The sequence below is a fragment of the Micromonospora sp. ATA51 genome (assembly GCF_016802855.1).
Classification (GTDB): Bacteria; Actinomycetota; Actinomycetes; order Mycobacteriales; family Micromonosporaceae; genus Micromonospora; species Micromonospora sicca.
Map to the genome: position 1 here is coordinate 1 of NZ_JAEVHJ010000128.1, position 17,369 is coordinate 17,369.

A 17,369-nucleotide genomic window follows, 5' to 3' on the forward strand; every position below is an offset into this window, starting at 1 on the left:
ATTGACCTGAACGACGAGCAGACCGCCAACGCGGAGGCGATCATCGCGGCGACGAAGAAGGCCGGTCTGCCGGAGCGGGCCGCGGTCATCTCGATCGCCACCAGCCTGCAGGAGTCGAAGCTGGAGAACCTGGGTCACCTGGGTGACCGCAACGACCACGACTCGCTGGGCCTGTTCCAGCAGCGCCCGTCGAGTGGTTGGGGCACGCCGGAGCAGATCACCGACCCCGAGTACGCCACCCTGGCGTTCGAGAAGGGTCTCAAGCAGGTCGACGGGTGGCAGGACATGCCGCTGACCGAGGCCGCGCAGACGGTGCAGGTGTCGGCCTACCCGGACGCCTACGCCCAGTGGGAGCAGCAGGCCGCCGACCTCGTCGCCCAGCACTGGAACAGCTGACCTGACCGAACACAGCAACACGCAACAAGCAAGAAGCGGCTGGCCGGCACCCTGAGACAGGGGTGCCGGCCAGCGGCGTCTCCGGATCTTGGACAAGTTGGCGGACCTGGGCGACGAGCTGTACCGGGTCGAGGCACCGGCCAGCGGGGGCGTGACGCCGCGCCCGGAGGTGCGGGGCGACCGGGTGTGGCTGCGCGTCGAGAAACACGGGCGCGGCGGTCCGGCCGCGGTCCAGGTGCTGCTCAACTCCCGGGTCGAGTGGCGACTGCGGTTGGCGGGCGTGGTGAGTGACCAGCTGCTGGACCTGGGCGCGGGCCGGGTGACCGGGGTCGAGCTGATCGGCGGTTCGTCCCGTACGGAACTGCGGCTGCCCCGGCTCGCCGGGACGTTGACGGTGCGGCTGACGGGTGGGACGAGTGAGCTGACGGTGCGGGTGCCCGACGCGTCGCCGGCCCGGGTCCGGGCGGCCGCCGGGGCCGCCTCCGTCACGGTTTACCTGGAGGGTCGGCACGGGGTGGCGGCGGGCGAGCTGATCAGCTCGCCCAGCTGGGACCGGGCGGTCGACCGGCTCTACGTCGACCTGGTGGCGGCGGCGAACGCCGTCACGTCGCGGAGGACTGAGCGTACAGTCGGGCGGTGGACCGTACCGAATCGTTGCCGGCGCAGACCCTGCCACCCGGCGTGCCCTCCAGCGACCCGGGCAGCGTGCTGCTGCCCGGCCACGACGTGCCGCTGGGGCGGTACACCACGGTGCGGCGGCTGCTGCCACAGCGGCAGCGCCGGCTGGTGGGGGCCTGGTGTTTCGTCGACCACTTCGGACCGGACGACGTCGCCGAACGGCCCGGCATGGAGGTGCCGCCGCACCCGCACACCGGTCTGCAGACGGTGACCTGGCTGCTCGACGGGGAGATCCTGCACCGGGACAGCCTGGGTAACGTGCAGCCGATCCGGCCCGGCCAGTTGAACGTGATGACCTCCGGCCACGGCATCGCCCACTCGGAGCGGTCACCGGCGGAGCATCCGCCGGTCATGCACGGCGTGCAGCTGTGGGTGGCGCTGCCCGACCCGGCGCGGGCCGGCGCGGCCGACTTCGCCCACCACGCGGAGCTGCCCCGCTGGCGTGACGGCGACCTGGAGGTCACGCTGCTGGTGGGTGAGGCCGGCGGTGAGCGCTCCCCGGCCGTGGTGCACACCCCGCTGGTGGGCGCGCAGCTCGAGGTGCGTGGTCCGGCGGCGGCCACGCTGCCGTTGCGCCGCGATTTCGAGTACGGGCTGCTGGCGATGTCCGGCTCGGCGGTGGCGGACGGGGTGCCGTTCGTCCCGGGTGCGCTGCTGTACCTGGGCGCCGGCCGGGACGCGGTGACCGTCCGCGGGGCGCCGGGCAGCCGGCTGCTGCTGCTCGGTGGCGCGCCCTTCGACGAGCCCCTCGTGATGTGGTGGAACTTCGTGGGCCGGTCGCACGAGGAGGTCGCGGCCGCCCGGGAGGACTGGATGGCCGGCCGGCGGTTCGGGACGGTGGCCGGCGATCCGGCGCCGCCCCTGCCGGCCCCGGCGCTGCCCACCACCCGGCTGAAGGCCCGCGACCGCCGCGGCGGCCTGCTCGGCTGATTGGGCGGCCCCGTCGCGGGTAGACGCGGGCATGCCGACCAGTGTGATCTCCAGCATCGAGGACAAGAAGCGACTGGTACGCCGGCTCGCCGGCGACGGTCGCGGTTTCGCCGAAAAGTACGGCTTCCGGGTCACCAACAATCCGTCCAGCCTGTTCCAGGTGCTCTGTCTGTCCGTCCTGCTGTCCCGCCCGGGGGATTTCCGTCGGGCGGTGGAGGCGGCGGGCGCGCTGCGCGACGAGGGCTGGGACAGCGCCGCCCGGCTGGCCCGTTCGCTGCACGCCGACCGGGTGCGGGTGCTACGCGCGCACGGCCAGCGCGGTGACGTGGACGGGCTCGCCGACGTGCTGGGCGACCTCGCCCAGACCGTCGTGGAGCGCTACCGGGGCGACCTGCGGCGGTTGCGGACGGCGGCGCACCAGGATCCGGCCCGGGAGCGGCGGTTGCTCACCGACCTGCCCGGGGTGGACGACGAGGTGATCGAGCTGTTCCTGCGGGAGGCGCAGGCGGTGTGGCGGGAGGTGGCCCCGGTGGCCGACCGCCGGGCCCTGGTCGCCGCGCGCCGCCTCGGCCTGGGCCGGTCCGCCGACGACCTGGCCGACCTGGCCGGCAGCGGCGAGTCGGAGCGGTTGGCGTGGCTGGTCGGGGCGCTGGCCCGGGTGGACCTGGAGAAGCGGTACGCGGAGCTGACCGGCTGATCAGGACGTGCCGCGGGACACAGTTCCGCGATACTCACCCGAAAGGCTGATCCCGCATCGTATGATGATCGTGGCAGCGATGCCCGCCCGGTTCGGGCGAACATCCACCGCCTGGCGGTCGCGATCCGGTTCGGGCGCGGACCGCCGGGAGCAGGTGCTGCGTGGCGCCCCAGGTCGCGGTTCGTGACCCGGGGCGCCCGCCTGTCACCGACCTACCTCGCCAGGCCGACGACCAGGTTCACCGTGGCCGCGATGATGACCGCTCCGAACAGGTACGACAGCAGCATGTGCCGGAGCACGGCCCGGCGCATTTCGGCGCTGCACAGGTCGGTGTCGGAGACCTGGAACGTGGCCCCCACCGTGAACGCCAGGTACGCGAAGTCCGCGTAGCAGGGCCGCTCCTTCTGGTGGAAGTTGATGGCGCCCGGCTCGCCGCCGTAGTACAGCCGGGCGTACCGGGCGGTGAAGAGGGTGTGCACCACGAACCAGGACAGCACCACGCTGAGCACGCCCAGCCCGCCGTAGGCGTCCAGCGGCAGCCCGGGCGGCACCGAATGCGCGGTGGTCAGGACCACCCCGACCGCGAGCAGGCTGGCCAGGCAGGCCCCGAGCAGCAGCCCGTCCCGCATGGCCCGGTTGGGGTCCTCGTGCGCCGCGAGCCGGGCGGTGCGCTCGGCGTCCAGGCGCCACAGCCGACTCCAGAGCAGGGCCAGCCAGCTCAGCGCGGCGGCGTCCCACCCCACCAGCGGGCCGACCGCCGGCGAGACCAGGGCCGCGAAAAGTCCACCGCAGACCACCCCGACCAGCCCCATCACGGTGAGCTGGAGCGCTGCCGGGGTGTGCCCGTCCGGGTCCCGAATCGTGCGCCGCACCGGCGGCGACGGTCAGATGCCGCGCAGGTGCTGCGAGACCCGCTGGTGCCGGCTGTCGCGAGTCTGCGCCGCGCGCTGCGCGGGGCCGACCTCCGGGGCGGCGTCGATGCCGGCCGACCGGGCGACCTCGTTGCCGTTGGCGTAGTCGACCGGCGGCAGGGCCCGCAGGGCTCGCAACACCTCCGGCGGCGCGCCCTCCCGTTCGGCCTCGCGGACGACGTCGTCCTTGCCGGCCGGGTAGTCCAGCGCGGACAGGTACTCAAGGACGTCGGTGTAACTCGCCATGGGTGGGGCTCCTCGCGCGTCGGTTGCGGTCACGACCGGCGGCGGTTACCCGCCGAGCGGCGGGTCACGCGTGCCGTACACGGAATTCCGCGGCTGTTTCCGCGCGGGCCCCGTGGGTAGGCGGCGACGGCGGAAGAGCCGAAGGGGGTACCACCGATGAACTACGACACCTTCGTCGACCAGGTCGCGCAGCGGACCCGGGCGTCCTCGGAGCGGGCGGTCGAGTTGACCCGGGCCACGTTGGAGACGCTGGCCGAGCGGTTGACCGGGGGCGAGCTGCTCGACCTGGCCGCCCAGTTGCCGAAGCCGTTGCAGCTGGTGCTGAAGCCGCGCCCGGCCACCGAGGCGGCCGACCGGTTCGGCGCCGCGGAGTTCGTGGCCCGGGTCGGGCAGCGGGCCGGCATCGACGAGAACGCGGCGCGGGACACCGTCCGGGCGGTCTTCACCACGCTGCGCGAGGCGGTCAGCGGCGGCGAGTTCGACGACATCGTGGTGCAACTGCCGCGCGACTACCGGGAGATGGTGGAGCCGGCCCTGGCCCCCGGGGCGACCCTGCGCCGCGGCTGACCGGACGCCGTCGCGACGCCCGTGCGCGTGGTCAGCCGATCGCGCCGTCGGCGCGCAGGGCGGCGATCCGGTCGGCGTCGAAGCCGGCCTCGGCCAGCAGTTCGTCGGTGTGCTCGCCGGGCTGCCGGCGGCGGCCGGCGGACCGCCGTCGGGGTGCCGGAGAAGCGCGGCGCCGGGGCCGGCTGGGTCACCCCGTCGTGCGCGACGAAGACGCCCCGGGCGGCCAGGTGGGGATGCTCCGGCGCCTCCCGCCAGTCGAGCACCGGCGCGGCGCAGGCGTCCGACCCGGCCAGCAGCTCCGCCCACTCGTCGCGGGTCCGGGTGCGGAAGAGCCGGGCCCAGGCATCCCGCAGCGCGGGCCAGTTCGCCGGGTCGGTGCGGTCGAGGGCCGCGTCGCCGGGGAGCGGGAAACCGGTGAGCCGGACCAGTTCGGCGTAGAACTGCGGCTCCAGCGCGCCGACGGCGAGGTGCCGCCCGTCGGCGCACTCGTACGTGTCGTAGAAGGGCGCCCCGCCGTCGAGGAGGTTCACCCCCCGCTCGTCCTGCCACATGCCGAACCGGCGCAGTGCGTGGATCTGGGTGGCGAGCACCGACACACCGTCCACGATGGCCGCGTCGACCACCTGGCCGGGCGCGCCGCCGCGGACGGCGTAGAGGGCGGCCACCACGCCGAGGGCCAGCATCATCCCCCCGCCGCCGAAGTCGCCGAGCAGGTTCATCGGCGGCACCGGCCGCTCGCCGGCCCGGCCGACGCCGTGCAGTGCGCCGGTCAGCGCCAGGTAGTCGATGTCGTGTCCGGCGGACGCCGCGAGGGGGCCCTGCTGGCCCCAGCCGGTCATCCGCCCGTAGACCAGCCCCGGGTTGACCGCGAGGCAGTCGTCGGGGCCGAGCCCGAGGCGTTCGGTGACCCCGGGGCGGAAGCCCTCCAGCAGCGCGTCGGACCGTTCGACCAGGGCCAGCACCACCTCGCGGCCGGCGTCCGACTTGAGGTCCACGGCGACGGAGCGGCGGTTGCGGTGGAGCAGGTCCCCGGGCAGGCTGCCGAACCCGGCGGGTGCCGTCCGGTCCACCCGCACCACGTCGGCGCCGAGGTCGGCCAGCATCATCGCGGCGAACGGGCCGGGCCCGATGCCGGCCAGCTCGATCACGCGGACCCCGGCGAGGGGGCCGACCGGGGCGGGCGCTGCGTCGTCGGTCATCGGGCCACGATAGGCGTCCGCCGTCCACCCCGTCGCCCCCCGGGCCGGCGGCGTACCACCACCCAGCGGTTGACCAGGGCAACCAGCTGACCTGGGGTGGCGGGTCCGACTTGGCGGACGAGCCGAGCGGCCCTAACCTTGCGGCACGAGGGGAGTACTTCCCACGAACCATTCCGGTCAGTACGGCGCGCCCCGGGCGCGCCTCGGGTGGTTGCCCACGGGAACGGTGGGTGAAGGAGACCTCGAACATGTCACGGTGTTCGAGGAGGCCCCATGACCGAATTGTCACATCTGTCCGCCGGCGAGCTGTCGTCGGTCGGCACCCCCACGCTGTGGGGGTTGACCATCGCCGGGGTGCTCGCCCTGCTGGTGCTGGACTTCCTGGTCACCCGCCGCCCGCACGAGGTGTCGATCAAGGAGGCGCTCGGCTGGTCGGCGTTCTACATCGCCCTGCCGCTGGCCTTCGGCGCCTGGGTCTGGTCCCGCTTCGGCTCCGAACTGGGCGTGCAGTACCTCACCGGTTACCTGGTGGAGAAGTCGCTCTCGGTCGACAACCTCTTCGTCTTCATGCTGCTGCTGGCCGCGTTCGCGGTGCCGGCCGTGCTCGCCCAGCGGGTGTTGCTCTACGGCATCGCCGGCGCGCTGGTGCTCCGGGCGATCTTCATCGCGCTCGGCGCCGCCGCCCTGCAGACCCTCGACTTCGCCTTCCTGCTGTTCGGCCTCATCCTGATCGCCACCGCGGTCAAGCTGCTGCGCGACGCCCTGTCCGGGCACGAGCAGGAGGTCGACATCAACAAGATGCGGTCGGTGCGGCTGCTGCGCCGGTTCATGCCGGTGGTCGACGAGTACCACGGCACCAGGATGACGATCCGGCAGCACGGCCGGCGCGCGCTCACCCCGCTCGCCCTGGTCGTGGTGGCGGTGCTCGCCACCGACATCGTCTTCGCCGTCGACTCGGTGCCCGCCGTCTACGGCATCACCGAGGACCCGTACCTGGTCTTCGCCACGAACGCGTTCGCCCTGCTCGGCCTGCGGGCGCTCTACTTCGTGCTGCACGCCGCGCTGAGCCGGCTGGTCCACCTCAGCTACGGCCTGGCCATCATCCTCGCCTTCATCGGGGTCAAGCTGGGCCTGCACTGGGCGCACGGCAGCTGGTCCGGCGTACCGCAGATCCCGACCCTCGCCTCGCTCGGCGTGATCATCGGCGTCCTGGCGGTCGTGACGCTGACCAGCCTGCGCGCCACCCGCGACCGCGAGGCCGGCGACACCGACGTCGTCGCCGAGCGGCAGTGACCCCCGGCCGCCGCGGTGGGTACCCACCGCGGCGCGTCCGGCCGATCGGGTGTCCGATTCCAGCCCGGGGTGGTACGACTGTCGGGTGGGAATTGTGTCTCCAGGCTTCCAGGGTCGGCCCCGCTCGGCCGAACCGGCCCTGCCGCCGGGCCAGTACCTGACCGAGGACTTCCCGGTGCTCTCCGCCGGTCCGACGCCGCGGGTGCCGCTGGACACCTGGGAGTTCGTCGTCACCGTCGAAGGGGGCGCCGAGTTCCGGTGGTCCTGGGACGAGCTGATGGGCCTCCCGCAGGAGACGCCCACGGTGGACATCCACTGCGTCACCCGGTGGTCCAAGCTCGGCACCAACTGGCAGGGCGTGTCGCTGGACACCCTGCTGGAGGGGATCGACACCGCCGCCCGGTACGCGCTGGTCCACTCGTACGGCGGCTACACCACCAACCTGCCGCTGGACGACCTACGGGGCGGCCGGGCCTGGGTGACGCACGGGTACGACGGCGGACCGCTGCCGGCCGAGCACGGCGGCCCGGCGCGGCTGCTGGTCCCGCACCTCTACCTCTGGAAGTCGGCCAAGTGGGTGCGCGGCATCCGGCTGCTGGTCGACGACAAGCCGGGCTTCTGGGAGACCGCCGGCTACCACGACTACGGCGACCCGTGGCGCGAGCAGCGCTACCAGGGCGACTGAGGTGGCCGCCCCCACGACCGGCGGCCGGGTGGTCGCGCCGCTGACCTGGCAGGTGGCCCGGCTGGTGGAGCGTCGCACCGAGACGCCGACCGCGCAGACCCTCGTGCTGGAGGTGCCCGGCTGGCCGGGGCACGTGGCCGGGCAGCACGTCGACGTCCGGCTCACCGCCCCGGACGGCTACCAGGCCGCCCGCTCGTACTCGCTGGCCGGTCCCGCCGAGGGTGACCGGATCGCGCTTACCGTGCAGCGGGTGCCCGACGGGGAAGTCTCGCCGTACCTGATCGACGTGTACGCCGCGGGCGACCCGGTGGAGGTGCGCGGCCCGGTCGGCGGCTGGTTCGTCTGGCGTACCGAGGAGACCGCGCCGGTGCTGCTGGTGGGCGGCGGCTCCGGCGTGGTGCCGCTGATGGCCATGGTCCGGGCCCGCCGCGCGGCGGGCAGCCGGGTGCCGTTCCGGCTGATCTACTCGGTGCGTACCCCGGCGGACGTGTTCTACGCCGACGAGCTGCGCCGGCGGCCCGCGACGACCAGGGTCTGGACGTGGCCTACGTGTACACCCGGGAGGCGCCCGAGGGTTGGCGGGGCGAGCCGCACCGGGTCGGCCTGGCCGACGTGAACACCCACGGCTGGCCGCCGGACCTGGAGCCGCTCTGCTACGTCTGCGGGCCGACCGGCTTCGTGGAGACGGTGGCGGACCTGCTCGTCGGGCTGGGACACCAGACCCGGCGGGTGAAGACCGAACGGTTCGGCCCGACCGGTTGAACGGCGAGGAGACCTGATGACCGACATGTCCTACCTGGACGGCAACATGCTCGACGGTCCGCTGCGCGAGCTGTTCGCCGTGGACCTGAGCAGCGCCACCGGCCGGTGTGAGTCGTGCGGGAGGCTCGGCCCGGTGGCCGGGCTGCACGTCTTCTCGCACGCGCCCGGCCTGGTGGCCCGCTGCCCGGCCTGCGGCGGGGTGATGTTGCGGCTGGTCCGGGCGCCCGACCGGGTCTGGCTGGACCTGCGCGGCACGACCTTCCTCCAGGTGCCGATGCCGCTGGACCAGCCCCACCCCCGCCCACTCTGACCGACCGAAACCCGGTCCACCTCGCGGACTTCATCCGCGAGGAATGACCCACCGCTCCTGGGCAGTTATCGTCCCGGTCGAACGATGGCTGTCCGAGATCGAAGGCGGTTCACGCGTCGACGACGTTCGCCAACTCGTCGCAGCGGGGTGGGTCGGCGCCCGGCCGCTCGCAGGTCATCCCCGCCACCAGCGTGGCGTGGTCGAGCACCGCGCCGAGTCGCGCCCAGTCCAGCGCGCCGACCGCCGCCGGGGCGGCGGCGTCTGCCTCGACCAGGGCATCGAGCAGTCCGGCGGTGAAGGCGTCGCCCGCGCCGACGGTGTCCGCCACGGCCACCCGGCGGGCCGGTCGGGCGACGGACACGTCGGCGGTGGCGGCGTACGAACCCGCCGCGCCCCGGGTCGCCACCACCAGCCGTACGCCGAGGTCGAGCAGGCGGTCGACCGCCTCCTCGACGGAGGCCCCGGGGAAGAGCCAGGCCAGGTCCTCGTCGCTGGCCTTGACCAGGTGGGCGTGCCGGGCCAGCGTGAGCAGCCGCGCCCGGGCGGCGTCCGGGTCGGCGAGGACCGCCGGGCGCACGTTCGGGTCGAGGCTGACCAGCACCCGGCCGGCGGCGTGCTCCCGGGCGAGCAGGTCGGCGAGCAGGTCCGCCCCGGGCGGCAGCAGGGTGGCCAGCGAACCGGTGTGCAGCACTCGGGTGCCGGCCGGCACCCCGTCCAGCTCGTGCGGCGCCCAGTGCCAGTCGGCAGTGCCGTCGAGGTAGAAGTCGTAGCTGGCCGCCCCCGTGGCGTCCAGCGCGACGACGGCGAGGGTGGCCGGCCGGTCGTCGGCCACCGCCCAGGTCAGGTCCACCCCGTTGGCCTCGGCGTGCGCCCGCAGCCGGTGTCCGAACGAGGTTCGGGAGAAGCGGCCAGCATCGCGGTCGGCCGGCCGAGCCGGGCAAGCCCCACCGCGACGTTGAGCGGGCTGCCCCCTGGGTGGGCGGCGAGCAGGTCGCCGCCGCCGGAGGGCGCGAGGTCGATCACCGCCTCCCCGAGCACGGTCAGCACGTCAGGCCCCCGCGGCCAGGGCGTCCGCCGCCGTCGCGCCGTTGACCTGGGTGCCGGCCGCGGGTGGGCCAGCCTGGCCGGGGTCCGGGGCGACATCTCGGCGGCCGTGCACCGAGTACGGCACTCCCGGCTCGGCGTCGCCGAGCAGCACCGTGCCGTCGTCGAGCACCCGGACCGGGATCGGGTCGCTCAGCTCGCCGACGAACCGGCCCTGCTCGTCGTGATTGTGGAAGGCGAGCAGCTGCCACCGGCCGTTATTGTCCCGCACCAGGCGTCCGCTGTAGAGGCTGTCATCGGTGAGCCGCTGCGCCTTCGTGGCGTCGAACGGGCCGAGCAGCGAGTCGCCCGGCACCGCCCACACCCCGCAGGCCCGGGCGTCGCGGCAGCGCTCGGCAAGCTGGTCGTGCAGGCAGGAGAAGATCAGGATCGGCCGGCCGTCGACGATCTCCACCTGGGGGACCTCGAGGTGGCCGAAACCGCTGCCAGCCGTGGTGACCGGCGGCTGCGCCGTCCAGTGCACCAGGTCGTGCGAGCGGGCGTGCGCGATGACGCCCCGGTCGTCGACGGGCCCCTCGTTGGCCCGCGCCGTGATCAGCATGTGCCAGCCGTCGCCGTCCGGGTCCGCGAAGACCCAGGGGTCCCGCCACGCCTCGTCCTGCCAGGTGGAGTCGCCGAACCGCTCGTACCAGCGGCCGGCGGCGGTGAGCACCGGCGAGGCCGGGTGCCGTTCCCAGGTGACCAGGTCGTCCGAGGTGGCCAGCCCGATCCGCTGCACCAGGGCGCGTTCCGTGCTGCCGGCGCCGGTGTAGAACATATACCAGCCGCCGTCCGGGCCGGGCAGCACCGAGCCGGTCCAGGTGGCCACGTCGTCGAAGGCGGGCCGGTCGGCCGGGACCAGCGCGTCGGCGAGCTGGGTCCAGGTCCGAAGGTCGGTGGAGAAGGCGTGGCCGACGCTGGCCCGGAAGTGTCGCCGGTCCGGGTCGCCGAGCGCCCGGGAGGCGCGCAGGAAGTACAGGTGGTGGGTGTCGCCCTCGCGGGCGAACCAGAAGTCCCAGATCCAGGCGTCGGGAAGTCGCAGCACGGTGGGTCCTTTATCTCGGCCGCCGTCAGCGGCGGCGGTGTGTCGACGCCGCGAGTGGCGGCGGGGGTGCGTCGGCCGCGCTGGTGCGCGGCGGGCAGATGGATGCCGTCGGGTACGTCGGTGGGGCCGACGGACGGACCGGTCAGTTCGGGGCTGTGGCGACCGACTGGCGGCGGACCAGCGGGCAGGGCATGACGACCTGCCGGGCGGTACGCCGGCGGGCCCCCTTGGGCTGGTCGAGCAGGTCGACCATGGTCTCCACGGCCCAGGCGCCCATCTCGTAGTGCGGCAGCGCCACGGTGGTCAGCCCCGGGTACAGCCCTTCCGCGATGAGTTCTTGGTTGTCGAAGCCGATCACCGAGAGGTCGTCGGGGATCCGCAGGCCGAGTTCCGCCGCCGCCCGGTACGCGCCCATCGCCATCCGGTCGTTGAAGCAGAACAGGGCGGTCGGCCGCTCGGCCCGGCCGAGCAGCTCCCGCGCCGCCCGGTAACCGCCGGGGGTGTCGGACTGCTCGACGACGACCAGCTCCGGCCGGAACGGCACCCCCGCCGCCCGCAGCGCCTCCTGGTAGCCCAGCAGACGGCCGTGGGTGGCGGGGATGTCGTCGACGTTGGTGAGAAAGCCGATCCGACGGTGGCCGTGGGTGAGCAGCTCGCCGACCGCCACCTCGCCGCCGCCGCGCTCGTCCGGCACCACCGACGGGTACGCCCCGTCGTGCTGCTCGCGTCGAGCAGCACCACCGGCATCGGGCGCAGCTCGTCCGGGACCCGCACCACCTGGTGGTACATGGTCGCGTAGAGCACGCCGTCCACCCGGTGCCGGGCGAGCGCCTGGACCTCCCGCCGCTCGACCTCCGGGTCGCGCCCGGTGGTGAGCAGCATGAGCAGCCAGCCGCGGGCCGAGGCGGTCTCCTGCGCGCCGAGGATGATCCGCCCGGCGTGCGGGGTGGTGGCGATCTCGTCGCTGAGCAGCCCGAGGGTCTGCGAGCGCTGCAGCCGCAGCCCCCGGGCCAGCCCGTTCGCCGCGTAGCCGAGCTGGCGGGCCGCCGACTCGACGCGTTCGCGGGTCTCCGGGCTGACCCGGGTGCCGGACTTGTTGTTCAGCACGTGGGACACGGTGGTCACCGAAACGCCCGCCGCGGCGGCTACGTCGCGGATGCTCGCCTTCTGTCCCATCAGCTCACCATCGCAGTGCTCGGGTGGGCCCCGCCGTCCGGAGTGGACGACCGGCCAACGGTATCGGAGCGGTCACTCGTCCCACAGGCCGTGCTCGGGCCAGCGGCGCGGCAGGCGCTCGTCGACCGGCGGCAGGTCCAGCAGCGGCTTGTGCGGGTGGTGCTGGTACCAGTACGCCACCGACGAGAAGTCGTTGCCTTGGTCGTTGGCGTGCCCGTGCTCAATGGTCACCTTGATGCTCTTGCTGAAGCGCACCGGGTCCTCGATGTGGAACCGGTACATGCTCCACAGGCCGAAGTGCTCCTGGGGGCTGCTGGCCAGGCTGATGCCGTGGTACGGCCCGGCGTACGCCCCGCTGGGGAAGCCCCATGCGGCGTTGAAGTAGTCCTCGGTGCCGGTGCCGTGCAGCGACGGCGGCCACTGCTCGCCGTCGATGAAGATCATGTCGTCGCCCTCACCCGGCCAGCTGTACGGCTGGTTGGAGGCGTTGTGGTTGTCGATGCTGAGCACGCAGCCGACGTAGTGCCCGGCGCCGCCCTCGGCGTCCAGGATGACGTAGTTCTCCTCGCCGGTCAGGTTGGTGCCGGGCAGGTCCCACGGCGCCGGCTTCTCGCCCGGGGCGAGCCCGTTGGGCACCGGCGTGCACGGCTTCTCCTGCCGGTAGTACGCGTGGAAGCGGCCCACGTCGTCCGGCACCGCCTCGTCGGTCAGCTCGTAGTCGACGTAGTAGAAGAGGTTCTCGATCGGCTGGTCGCTCTCGTTGCGAATGACGATCTTTGCGTGGCTGCCGAACGGCATCGGGAAGTACGAGTTCATCGCGGCGGCGAACGGCCCCTTCGGACCCCGGCGCGGCCCGAACACCATGCTCAGCGGCAGCGACACGTAGTGCGTGCAGGTGGCGTGGCCGACGCCGAAGAAGTCGCCCAGCGGGCTGCGGACGCTCGGGTTCTCCTCGCCGTCCCAGTACATATCGATGACCAGCTTGCGGAGGTACATCGGGGAGTAGCAGCGGGTGGTCAGCCAGATGTGCTCGATCACGCCGGTGCCGGTGATGTCGGCCAGCACGGCGGTCTCGCCCGGGGGCACCACCTTGAAGTCGCGGTTGCCGCCGGTGCGGTCCCAGCTCGACTCGCGCTTGGAGCGGCCGGCCTTGACCCGGGAGAGGCCACCGAGGGGGCTGGTGGGTCGCCAGAACGACATGGTGTTCCTTTCGAGGGGTTGTGCGTCGGTGCAGGGGGAGCGGCGGTCAGCCCTTGACCGCGCCGAGGCTGAGCCCGGCGACGATCCGGCGTTGCAGCAGCAGCGTCAGGACGACCGCGGGTGCGGAGTAGAGGGTTGCGAGGGCCGTCATCGGACCCCAGTCGAGGCCGAACTGGCTCTGGAAGTTGGCGATCGCGATCGGGGTGGTCTGCGCCCGGACCGAGGTGATCAGGAGGGCGAAGAGGAACTCGTTCCAGGAGGCGAGGAAGGCGAAGATGGCGGTGACCGCGACCCCGCCGGAGACCACCGGCAGGATTACCCGCAGCAGCGCGGCGAACCGGCCGCAGCCGTCGACCAGGGCGGCCTCCTCGATCTCCCGGGGCACGCCCTCGAAGAAGCTGGTCAGCAGCCAGATCGACAGCGGCAGCGCCACCGTGGTCTGGGCCAGGGCCAGCCCGGTCGGGGTGTCGGTGAGGCCGACCGCGCCGAGGATCGTGACCAGCGGGATGCCGACCGCCACCGCCGGGGCCATCCGGACCAGCAGCGAGCCGGCCATCAGCGCCCGACCGGTCCGGCTGCGGTACCGGGTGATGCCCCAGGCCGCCGGGATTGCCAGCGCCATCGACAGCAGGGTGGCGATGACGGCCGTGCTGACGCTGTTGATGAACGAGGCGGTGACGCCCGGCCGGTTCACCGCGGCGAGGTAGTTGTCCAGGCTGAACCGCTGCGGCAGCACGGTCGGCGGCACCGCGATGGCGTCCACCGGCGGCTTGAAGGAGGTAAGCACCAGGTAGACGAAGGGGAACCCGTAGACCACCACGACCGCGACGGCGGCGGCCCAGAGCAGCCCGGTCTTCACCCGCGCGGCGAGCAGGTGGGACGACATCACGACTCCTTGCCGGGCCGCCAGATGGTCAGCACCGCGACCATCGCGACCATCATCATGACGATCATGAACAGCGTGCTGGTGGCGGCGGCCGTGCCGGGGTCGTTGTAGCTGACCATCGTCTTGTAGATGGTCAGGCTCAACGTCTCCGAGGCGGACTGCGGGCCACCGTCGGTCTGGATGAGGATCACGTCGAACGCCCGGGCGGCGTCCACGCCCCGGATGATCAGCGCCACCGCGATCACCGGTCGCAGCAGCGGCAGGGTCACGCTGACCAGCAGCCGCAGTCCGCGGGCGCCGTCGAGACGGGCCGCCTCGTACAGGTCCGGCGGGATGGCCTGGAGGCCGGCGTAGAGCACCAGGGTCATGAACGACGTGGTGAGCCAGACGTCGGGCAGCGCCACCGAGAAGAGCACCAGATCGGGGTCGCTGAGCCAGGAGACGTCACCCGCGTTGTCCAGGATCCCGACCCGGGTGAGCAGCTCGTTGACGATGCCGACGTTGTCGATCATCAGGAACCGCCAGAGCAGGCCGGCGACCACCGGGGCGATCATCAGTGGGTAGAGGAAGAGCGTCTGCAGGATCCGGGAGCGCGGCCCGAGCCGGTGGAACAGCAGCGCCACCGCCAGGCCCAGCAGCAGCTCGGCCGTGACCACGATGACGGTGTACGCCAGGGTCCGGCCGGCGGCCGCCCGGATGCCCGGGTCGGTCAGGGCGGTGACGTAGTTGTCCAGCCCGACGAAACTGCGCCCGTTGCCCAGCTCGGAGCCGGTGTAGAGGCTGTCCAGGGCGAGCTTCACCAGCGGCCAGCCGACCAGCGCGAGCAGCACCACCGCGGCCGGCGCGGCGAGCAGGGTGGCGTACCCGGCGTCCGACAGCCCGCGGCGGGTGCGCCGCCCACCGGCCTCGGCCGGCGTACGAGGGGCGGTCCCCGGCGGTGCTGCCTGCGCTGTCGAACTCATTTGATGATGCCCTCGATCTGGGTACGTGCCGCCTTGAGCAGCGCGGCGTAGTCCGCGCCCGGCGTCAGCGCCTTCTGGATGGTGGGGACCAGGACGCTGTCGACGATCCGCTGCCAGTGCGGGGTGGCAGGGCGGGCCCGGGTGGCGCTGGCGTTGAGCGTGGCCAGCAGCGGGCCGAACGACTCGTAGCCGGGCTTGTCGGCGTACTGCTGGTAGGCGGACTTGCGGGCGGCGAGGCCGAGGGTGGTGTCGATGCTCAGCGCGTTGTGGTCGTAGGCGGCCTTGATGAACTGCTGGGCCAGGTCGGCCTTGGCGCCGCCCTTCGGGGCCGAGAGGTACCACGGGCCGGGGATGCCGGCGACGCCGGCGGTGCCGCCGACCATCGGCGCCGCGCCGACCTTGCCGGCGACCTTCGCGTCCTTCGGGATCTGCCGGTACGCGTGCGCCCAGAACCGGGTCATCGCGGTCTGGCCCTGGTTGAACAGGTTCTGCGCGGCGTTCCAGTCGGTCTGCGCGGCGCCCGTGGGGGCGACCTTGTGCTTGTTGTTCAGGTCGGCGTAGAAGGCCAGCGCGGCGACGTGCTGGGCGTTGTCGACGATGACGTTGCCGCTGTCGTCGAGGACCACGCCGGGGGAGCCAGCCTGGAGCACGTGGGCCAGCCACTCGGTCTCCACCGCGCCCTTGACGTCGGTGCCGTAGAGCTTCTGGTCCGGGCGGGTGAAGAAGGTGGCGATGTCGGTGAATTGCTGCCAGGTGGTGGGCGGGGCGAGCGGGTAGCCGTACTTCTTCTGAAAGGCCGCCTTCTCCTTCGGGTCCTCGAACAGGTCCTTGCGGTAGAAGAGGATCTCGCTGTTGGTCCACACCGGCATGCCGATGAAGTGCCCGTCGGCCTGCGCCTCCTGGATCAGCGCCGGGAAGAGGTCGGTCTTGACCGCGTCGGTGAACAGGCCGTCCAGCGCGGCGAGCTTGTTCGCGAAGAGCGGGATCCAGACCGCGTCGACCGCGCAGACGTCGAAGGAGGGCTTGCCGCTGGCCAGTTCGCTGGTCAGCCGGTTGAACAGCCCTTCGTAGGGGAGTTCGACCAGGGTGACGGCGCTGCCGGTGTCCTGCTTGAACTTGTCGACCACCGGCTGCAACTCGATTTTGCCGCCGCCCTCACAGGCGACGGTGAGGGACTTGTCGCCGGCGGAGCCGCTGCCGCCACCGGCGCCGCAGGCCGAGGTGCCCAGCAGGGCGGCCGCGCCGGCTCCGGCGGTCAGGCCGAGGAAGCCACGGCGGTTCCACCCGCCGGTTGTGGTCCGCATACCGCGAATAGCCATGGTCTGCTCCGTTCAGGGGTTCGCCGGGCGCGTTGGGGGTGCGCGCCGGAGCGCGTGATGGGAGACGGATGGGGCGGTGCCAAAACCTTTTGGCAAAAGCTTTTGGCAGAGCGTAAGAGCGCCCTTCGTAGCGGTCAAGTGTCGAATCTGTTACATCCCCGTACCCGCCGGCCCCCGGGCGGCGGCGGCCGCCGCGCTCACCTTCCGGGCCAGCGCCGGCGCCAGCGCCCACTACACCGTGAACGTCGACGCGGCCGGGCTGGTCAAGCTGTGGCGGCCGGGCCGGGACGTCGCCGTGTACCCGACGCCGATCGTGCGCGGCCGGACCTACCACCTGAAGGTGGTGGCCAGCGGGGCGAGCATCCGGGTGTGGTTGGACCACGGGGCCAGTCCGGTGATCAACACGGTGGACGGCAGCTACGCGGCGGCCTGTTCGGGGTGAACGTCTTCGCCGGAGCGGCGGTGGTGCAGAACGTCCGGCGCGACGCGGCCGGGTTCCGCACCAACCTGGACCAGCGCTGGAACCCGGTCGCCGGGGAGTGGACGGTGACCGCCGGCGGGTTGCGCGGGCGGCGGATGGACAACGGCTTCCGGCTGTCCGATCGTGCCCGGCCGGACGTACTCCCTGAAGGTGGTGGCCGCAGGTTCACGCATCAGGTCTTCCTGGACGGGGACACCACCCCGGTGATCGACGTCTGCGACGGCACGTACGCCGGTGGCCGGTTCGGGGTGAACGTCTTCGACGCGGTGGGGGAAGCTCAGGACTTGACGCTGAGCTGAGCCACCTGCACCGGGCCCGGCTCAGCGTGGTTCCCCGGCGCGGCCACGGTCGTCGTCGGGGAACCGGCCGGCCGGGTCGCCGGCCCGACCGTACGGACCGGCGTCGGCGCGGCCGGCCCGCTGCGGCGCAGGCGGCGGGCCAGCCGGCTGACCAGCTGCCCGGCGGTCACCGGGACCACGGAGAGGACGAGCTGCCCGCTGCGCGGGTCCACGGTGGCGGCGACGCCGTACAGGCGCAGGCCGT

The 17,369-nt window shown here is 73.0% G+C and carries 20 protein-coding genes and 5 pseudogenes; 11 read left to right on the forward strand and 14 right to left on the reverse strand.

What is annotated here, in order from left to right:
* From JNW87_RS20055 to JNW87_RS20065, 3 genes are all read left to right on the forward strand, one after another.
* The coding region (locus tag JNW87_RS20055) for a hypothetical protein (protein ID WP_238454199.1) at positions 1-396 on the forward strand (396 nt) is incomplete at its 5' end.
* Positions 397-1,032: 636 nt separating this feature from the next.
* Positions 1,033-2,004 carry a pirin family protein gene (locus JNW87_RS20060; protein ID WP_109805291.1) on the forward strand — a complete coding sequence of 324 codons (972 nt, stop codon included), beginning with the start codon at positions 1,033-1,035 and terminating at the stop codon, positions 2,002-2,004.
* Positions 2,005-2,035: 31 nt separating this feature from the next.
* Positions 2,036-2,701, forward strand: coding sequence for a hypothetical protein (locus JNW87_RS20065; protein WP_109805292.1), 666 nt, complete (start codon positions 2,036-2,038; stop codon positions 2,699-2,701).
* 212 nt (positions 2,702-2,913) lie between these two features.
* Here the strand turns inward: JNW87_RS20065 and JNW87_RS20070 are convergent, their stop codons facing one another.
* A complete protein-coding gene (locus JNW87_RS20070) occupies positions 2,914-3,573 on the reverse strand; it encodes a DUF1345 domain-containing protein (RefSeq protein ID WP_109805293.1) in 660 nt (219 codons plus the stop codon).
* Between the two features lie 12 nt (positions 3,574-3,585).
* Positions 3,586-3,858, reverse strand: coding sequence for a DUF2795 domain-containing protein (locus tag JNW87_RS20075; protein ID WP_109805294.1), 273 nt, complete (start codon positions 3,856-3,858; stop codon positions 3,586-3,588).
* Between the two features lie 156 nt (positions 3,859-4,014).
* On the opposite strand from JNW87_RS20075, the gene JNW87_RS20080 reads away from it, so the two are divergent.
* Positions 4,015-4,425, forward strand: coding sequence for a DUF2267 domain-containing protein (locus JNW87_RS20080; protein ID WP_109805295.1), 411 nt, complete (start codon positions 4,015-4,017; stop codon positions 4,423-4,425).
* A gap of 31 nt (positions 4,426-4,456) precedes the next feature.
* Here JNW87_RS20080 and JNW87_RS20085 read toward each other — a convergent pair.
* A pseudogene (locus tag JNW87_RS20085) lies at positions 4,457-5,624 on the reverse strand (CaiB/BaiF CoA transferase family protein).
* A 273-nt stretch (positions 5,625-5,897) separates the two neighbouring features.
* Here JNW87_RS20085 and JNW87_RS20090 point away from each other — a divergent pair.
* From JNW87_RS20090 to JNW87_RS20105, 4 genes and pseudogenes are all read left to right on the forward strand, one after another.
* Entirely contained in the window at positions 5,898-6,917 is a 1,020-nt protein-coding gene (locus tag JNW87_RS20090; RefSeq protein ID WP_109805297.1) for a TerC family protein, read from the forward strand.
* Positions 6,918-7,011: 94 nt separating this feature from the next.
* Complete coding sequence (locus JNW87_RS20095; protein ID WP_201749977.1) at positions 7,012-7,602, forward strand: sulfite oxidase-like oxidoreductase; 591 nt, start codon at positions 7,012-7,014, stop codon at positions 7,600-7,602.
* A gap of 1 nt (position 7,603) precedes the next feature.
* Positions 7,604-8,364 (forward strand): annotated as a pseudogene (locus tag JNW87_RS20100) (ferredoxin reductase).
* 16 nt (positions 8,365-8,380) lie between these two features.
* Positions 8,381-8,674, forward strand: a complete 294-nt coding sequence (locus JNW87_RS20105; protein WP_109805300.1) for a DUF6510 family protein — start codon at positions 8,381-8,383, stop codon at positions 8,672-8,674.
* 109 nt (positions 8,675-8,783) lie between these two features.
* Here the strand turns inward: JNW87_RS20105 and JNW87_RS20110 are convergent, their stop codons facing one another.
* From JNW87_RS20110 to JNW87_RS41590, 5 genes and pseudogenes are all read right to left on the reverse strand, one after another.
* On the reverse strand, positions 8,784-9,524 hold the full coding sequence (locus JNW87_RS20110) for a PfkB family carbohydrate kinase (protein ID WP_238454200.1): 741 nt from the start codon (positions 9,522-9,524) through the stop codon (positions 8,784-8,786).
* The gene (locus JNW87_RS20115) at positions 9,515-9,721 is read right to left on the reverse strand and encodes a hypothetical protein (RefSeq protein ID WP_238454201.1); all 207 of its coding nucleotides are present in this window, start codon (positions 9,719-9,721) and stop codon (positions 9,515-9,517) included. The genes JNW87_RS20110 and JNW87_RS20115 overlap by 10 nt, the downstream gene beginning before the upstream one ends.
* Position 9,722: 1 nt before the next feature.
* Entirely contained in the window at positions 9,723-10,802 is a 1,080-nt protein-coding gene (locus JNW87_RS20120) for a family 43 glycosylhydrolase (RefSeq protein WP_109805302.1), read from the reverse strand.
* Between the two features lie 142 nt (positions 10,803-10,944).
* Positions 10,945-11,496, reverse strand: a complete 552-nt coding sequence (locus tag JNW87_RS39640) for a substrate-binding domain-containing protein (RefSeq protein WP_309234001.1) — start codon at positions 11,494-11,496, stop codon at positions 10,945-10,947.
* A gap of 86 nt (positions 11,497-11,582) precedes the next feature.
* A pseudogene (locus tag JNW87_RS41590) lies at positions 11,583-11,732 on the reverse strand (LacI family transcriptional regulator); the annotation flags it as partial.
* Between JNW87_RS41590 and JNW87_RS20130 the strand changes: the two are divergent.
* The gene (locus JNW87_RS20130; protein ID WP_238454203.1) at positions 11,683-11,832 is read left to right on the forward strand and encodes a hypothetical protein; all 150 of its coding nucleotides are present in this window, start codon (positions 11,683-11,685) and stop codon (positions 11,830-11,832) included. The pseudogene JNW87_RS41590 and the gene JNW87_RS20130 sit on opposite strands and share 50 nt — an antisense overlap.
* A gap of 47 nt (positions 11,833-11,879) precedes the next feature.
* Here JNW87_RS20130 and JNW87_RS41595 read toward each other — a convergent pair.
* The 5 genes and pseudogenes from JNW87_RS41595 to JNW87_RS20155 all read right to left on the reverse strand — a co-directional run.
* Positions 11,880-11,978, reverse strand: a pseudogene (locus JNW87_RS41595) (LacI family DNA-binding transcriptional regulator); the annotation flags it as partial.
* A 72-nt stretch (positions 11,979-12,050) separates the two neighbouring features.
* Positions 12,051-13,178 carry a glycoside hydrolase family 172 protein gene (locus JNW87_RS20140; RefSeq protein WP_109805304.1) on the reverse strand — a complete coding sequence of 376 codons (1,128 nt, stop codon included), beginning with the start codon at positions 13,176-13,178 and terminating at the stop codon, positions 12,051-12,053.
* A gap of 46 nt (positions 13,179-13,224) precedes the next feature.
* On the reverse strand, positions 13,225-14,064 hold the full coding sequence (locus JNW87_RS20145; protein WP_238454202.1) for a carbohydrate ABC transporter permease: 840 nt from the start codon (positions 14,062-14,064) through the stop codon (positions 13,225-13,227).
* A complete protein-coding gene (locus JNW87_RS20150) occupies positions 14,064-15,026 on the reverse strand; it encodes a carbohydrate ABC transporter permease (protein WP_109805306.1) in 963 nt (320 codons plus the stop codon). The genes JNW87_RS20145 and JNW87_RS20150 overlap by 1 nt, the downstream gene beginning before the upstream one ends.
* Complete coding sequence (locus JNW87_RS20155) at positions 15,023-16,345, reverse strand: sugar ABC transporter substrate-binding protein (protein WP_201749978.1); 1,323 nt, start codon at positions 16,343-16,345, stop codon at positions 15,023-15,025. The genes JNW87_RS20150 and JNW87_RS20155 overlap by 4 nt, the downstream gene beginning before the upstream one ends.
* Before the next feature lie 238 nt (positions 16,346-16,583).
* Between JNW87_RS20155 and JNW87_RS20160 the strand changes: the two genes are divergently transcribed.
* Positions 16,584-16,787, forward strand: coding sequence for a hypothetical protein (locus tag JNW87_RS20160; RefSeq protein WP_109805308.1), 204 nt, complete (start codon positions 16,584-16,586; stop codon positions 16,785-16,787).
* Complete coding sequence (locus JNW87_RS20165; RefSeq protein WP_109805309.1) at positions 16,784-17,125, forward strand: hypothetical protein; 342 nt, start codon at positions 16,784-16,786, stop codon at positions 17,123-17,125. The genes JNW87_RS20160 and JNW87_RS20165 overlap by 4 nt, the downstream gene beginning before the upstream one ends.
* Here the strand turns inward: JNW87_RS20165 and JNW87_RS20170 are convergent.
* Positions 17,104-17,369, reverse strand: a pseudogene (locus tag JNW87_RS20170) (hypothetical protein); the annotation flags it as partial. The gene JNW87_RS20165 and the pseudogene JNW87_RS20170 sit on opposite strands and share 22 nt — an antisense overlap.

Excerpts from the sequence above, each read along its gene's own strand:
- JNW87_RS20155 (WP_201749978.1), bottom strand. The coding sequence starts at position 16,345 with ATGGCTATTCGCGGTATGCGGACCACAACCGGCGGGTGGAACCGCCGT.
- JNW87_RS20140 (WP_109805304.1), bottom strand. The coding sequence starts at position 13,178 with ATGTCGTTCTGGCGACCCACCAGCCCCCTCGGTGGCCTCTCCCGGGTC.
- JNW87_RS20065 (WP_109805292.1), top strand. The coding sequence starts at position 2,036 with ATGCCGACCAGTGTGATCTCCAGCATCGAGGACAAGAAGCGACTGGTA.
- JNW87_RS20150 (WP_109805306.1), bottom strand. The coding sequence starts at position 15,026 with ATGAGTTCGACAGCGCAGGCAGCACCGCCGGGGACCGCCCCTCGTACG.
- JNW87_RS20145 (WP_238454202.1), bottom strand. The coding sequence starts at position 14,064 with ATGTCGTCCCACCTGCTCGCCGCGCGGGTGAAGACCGGGCTGCTCTGG.
- JNW87_RS20105 (WP_109805300.1), top strand. The coding sequence starts at position 8,381 with ATGACCGACATGTCCTACCTGGACGGCAACATGCTCGACGGTCCGCTG.
- JNW87_RS20130 (WP_238454203.1), top strand. The coding sequence starts at position 11,683 with ATGAGCAGCCAGCCGCGGGCCGAGGCGGTCTCCTGCGCGCCGAGGATG.
- JNW87_RS20090 (WP_109805297.1), top strand. The coding sequence starts at position 5,898 with ATGACCGAATTGTCACATCTGTCCGCCGGCGAGCTGTCGTCGGTCGGC.
- JNW87_RS20080 (WP_109805295.1), top strand. The coding sequence starts at position 4,015 with ATGAACTACGACACCTTCGTCGACCAGGTCGCGCAGCGGACCCGGGCG.
- JNW87_RS20075 (WP_109805294.1), bottom strand. The coding sequence starts at position 3,858 with ATGGCGAGTTACACCGACGTCCTTGAGTACCTGTCCGCGCTGGACTAC.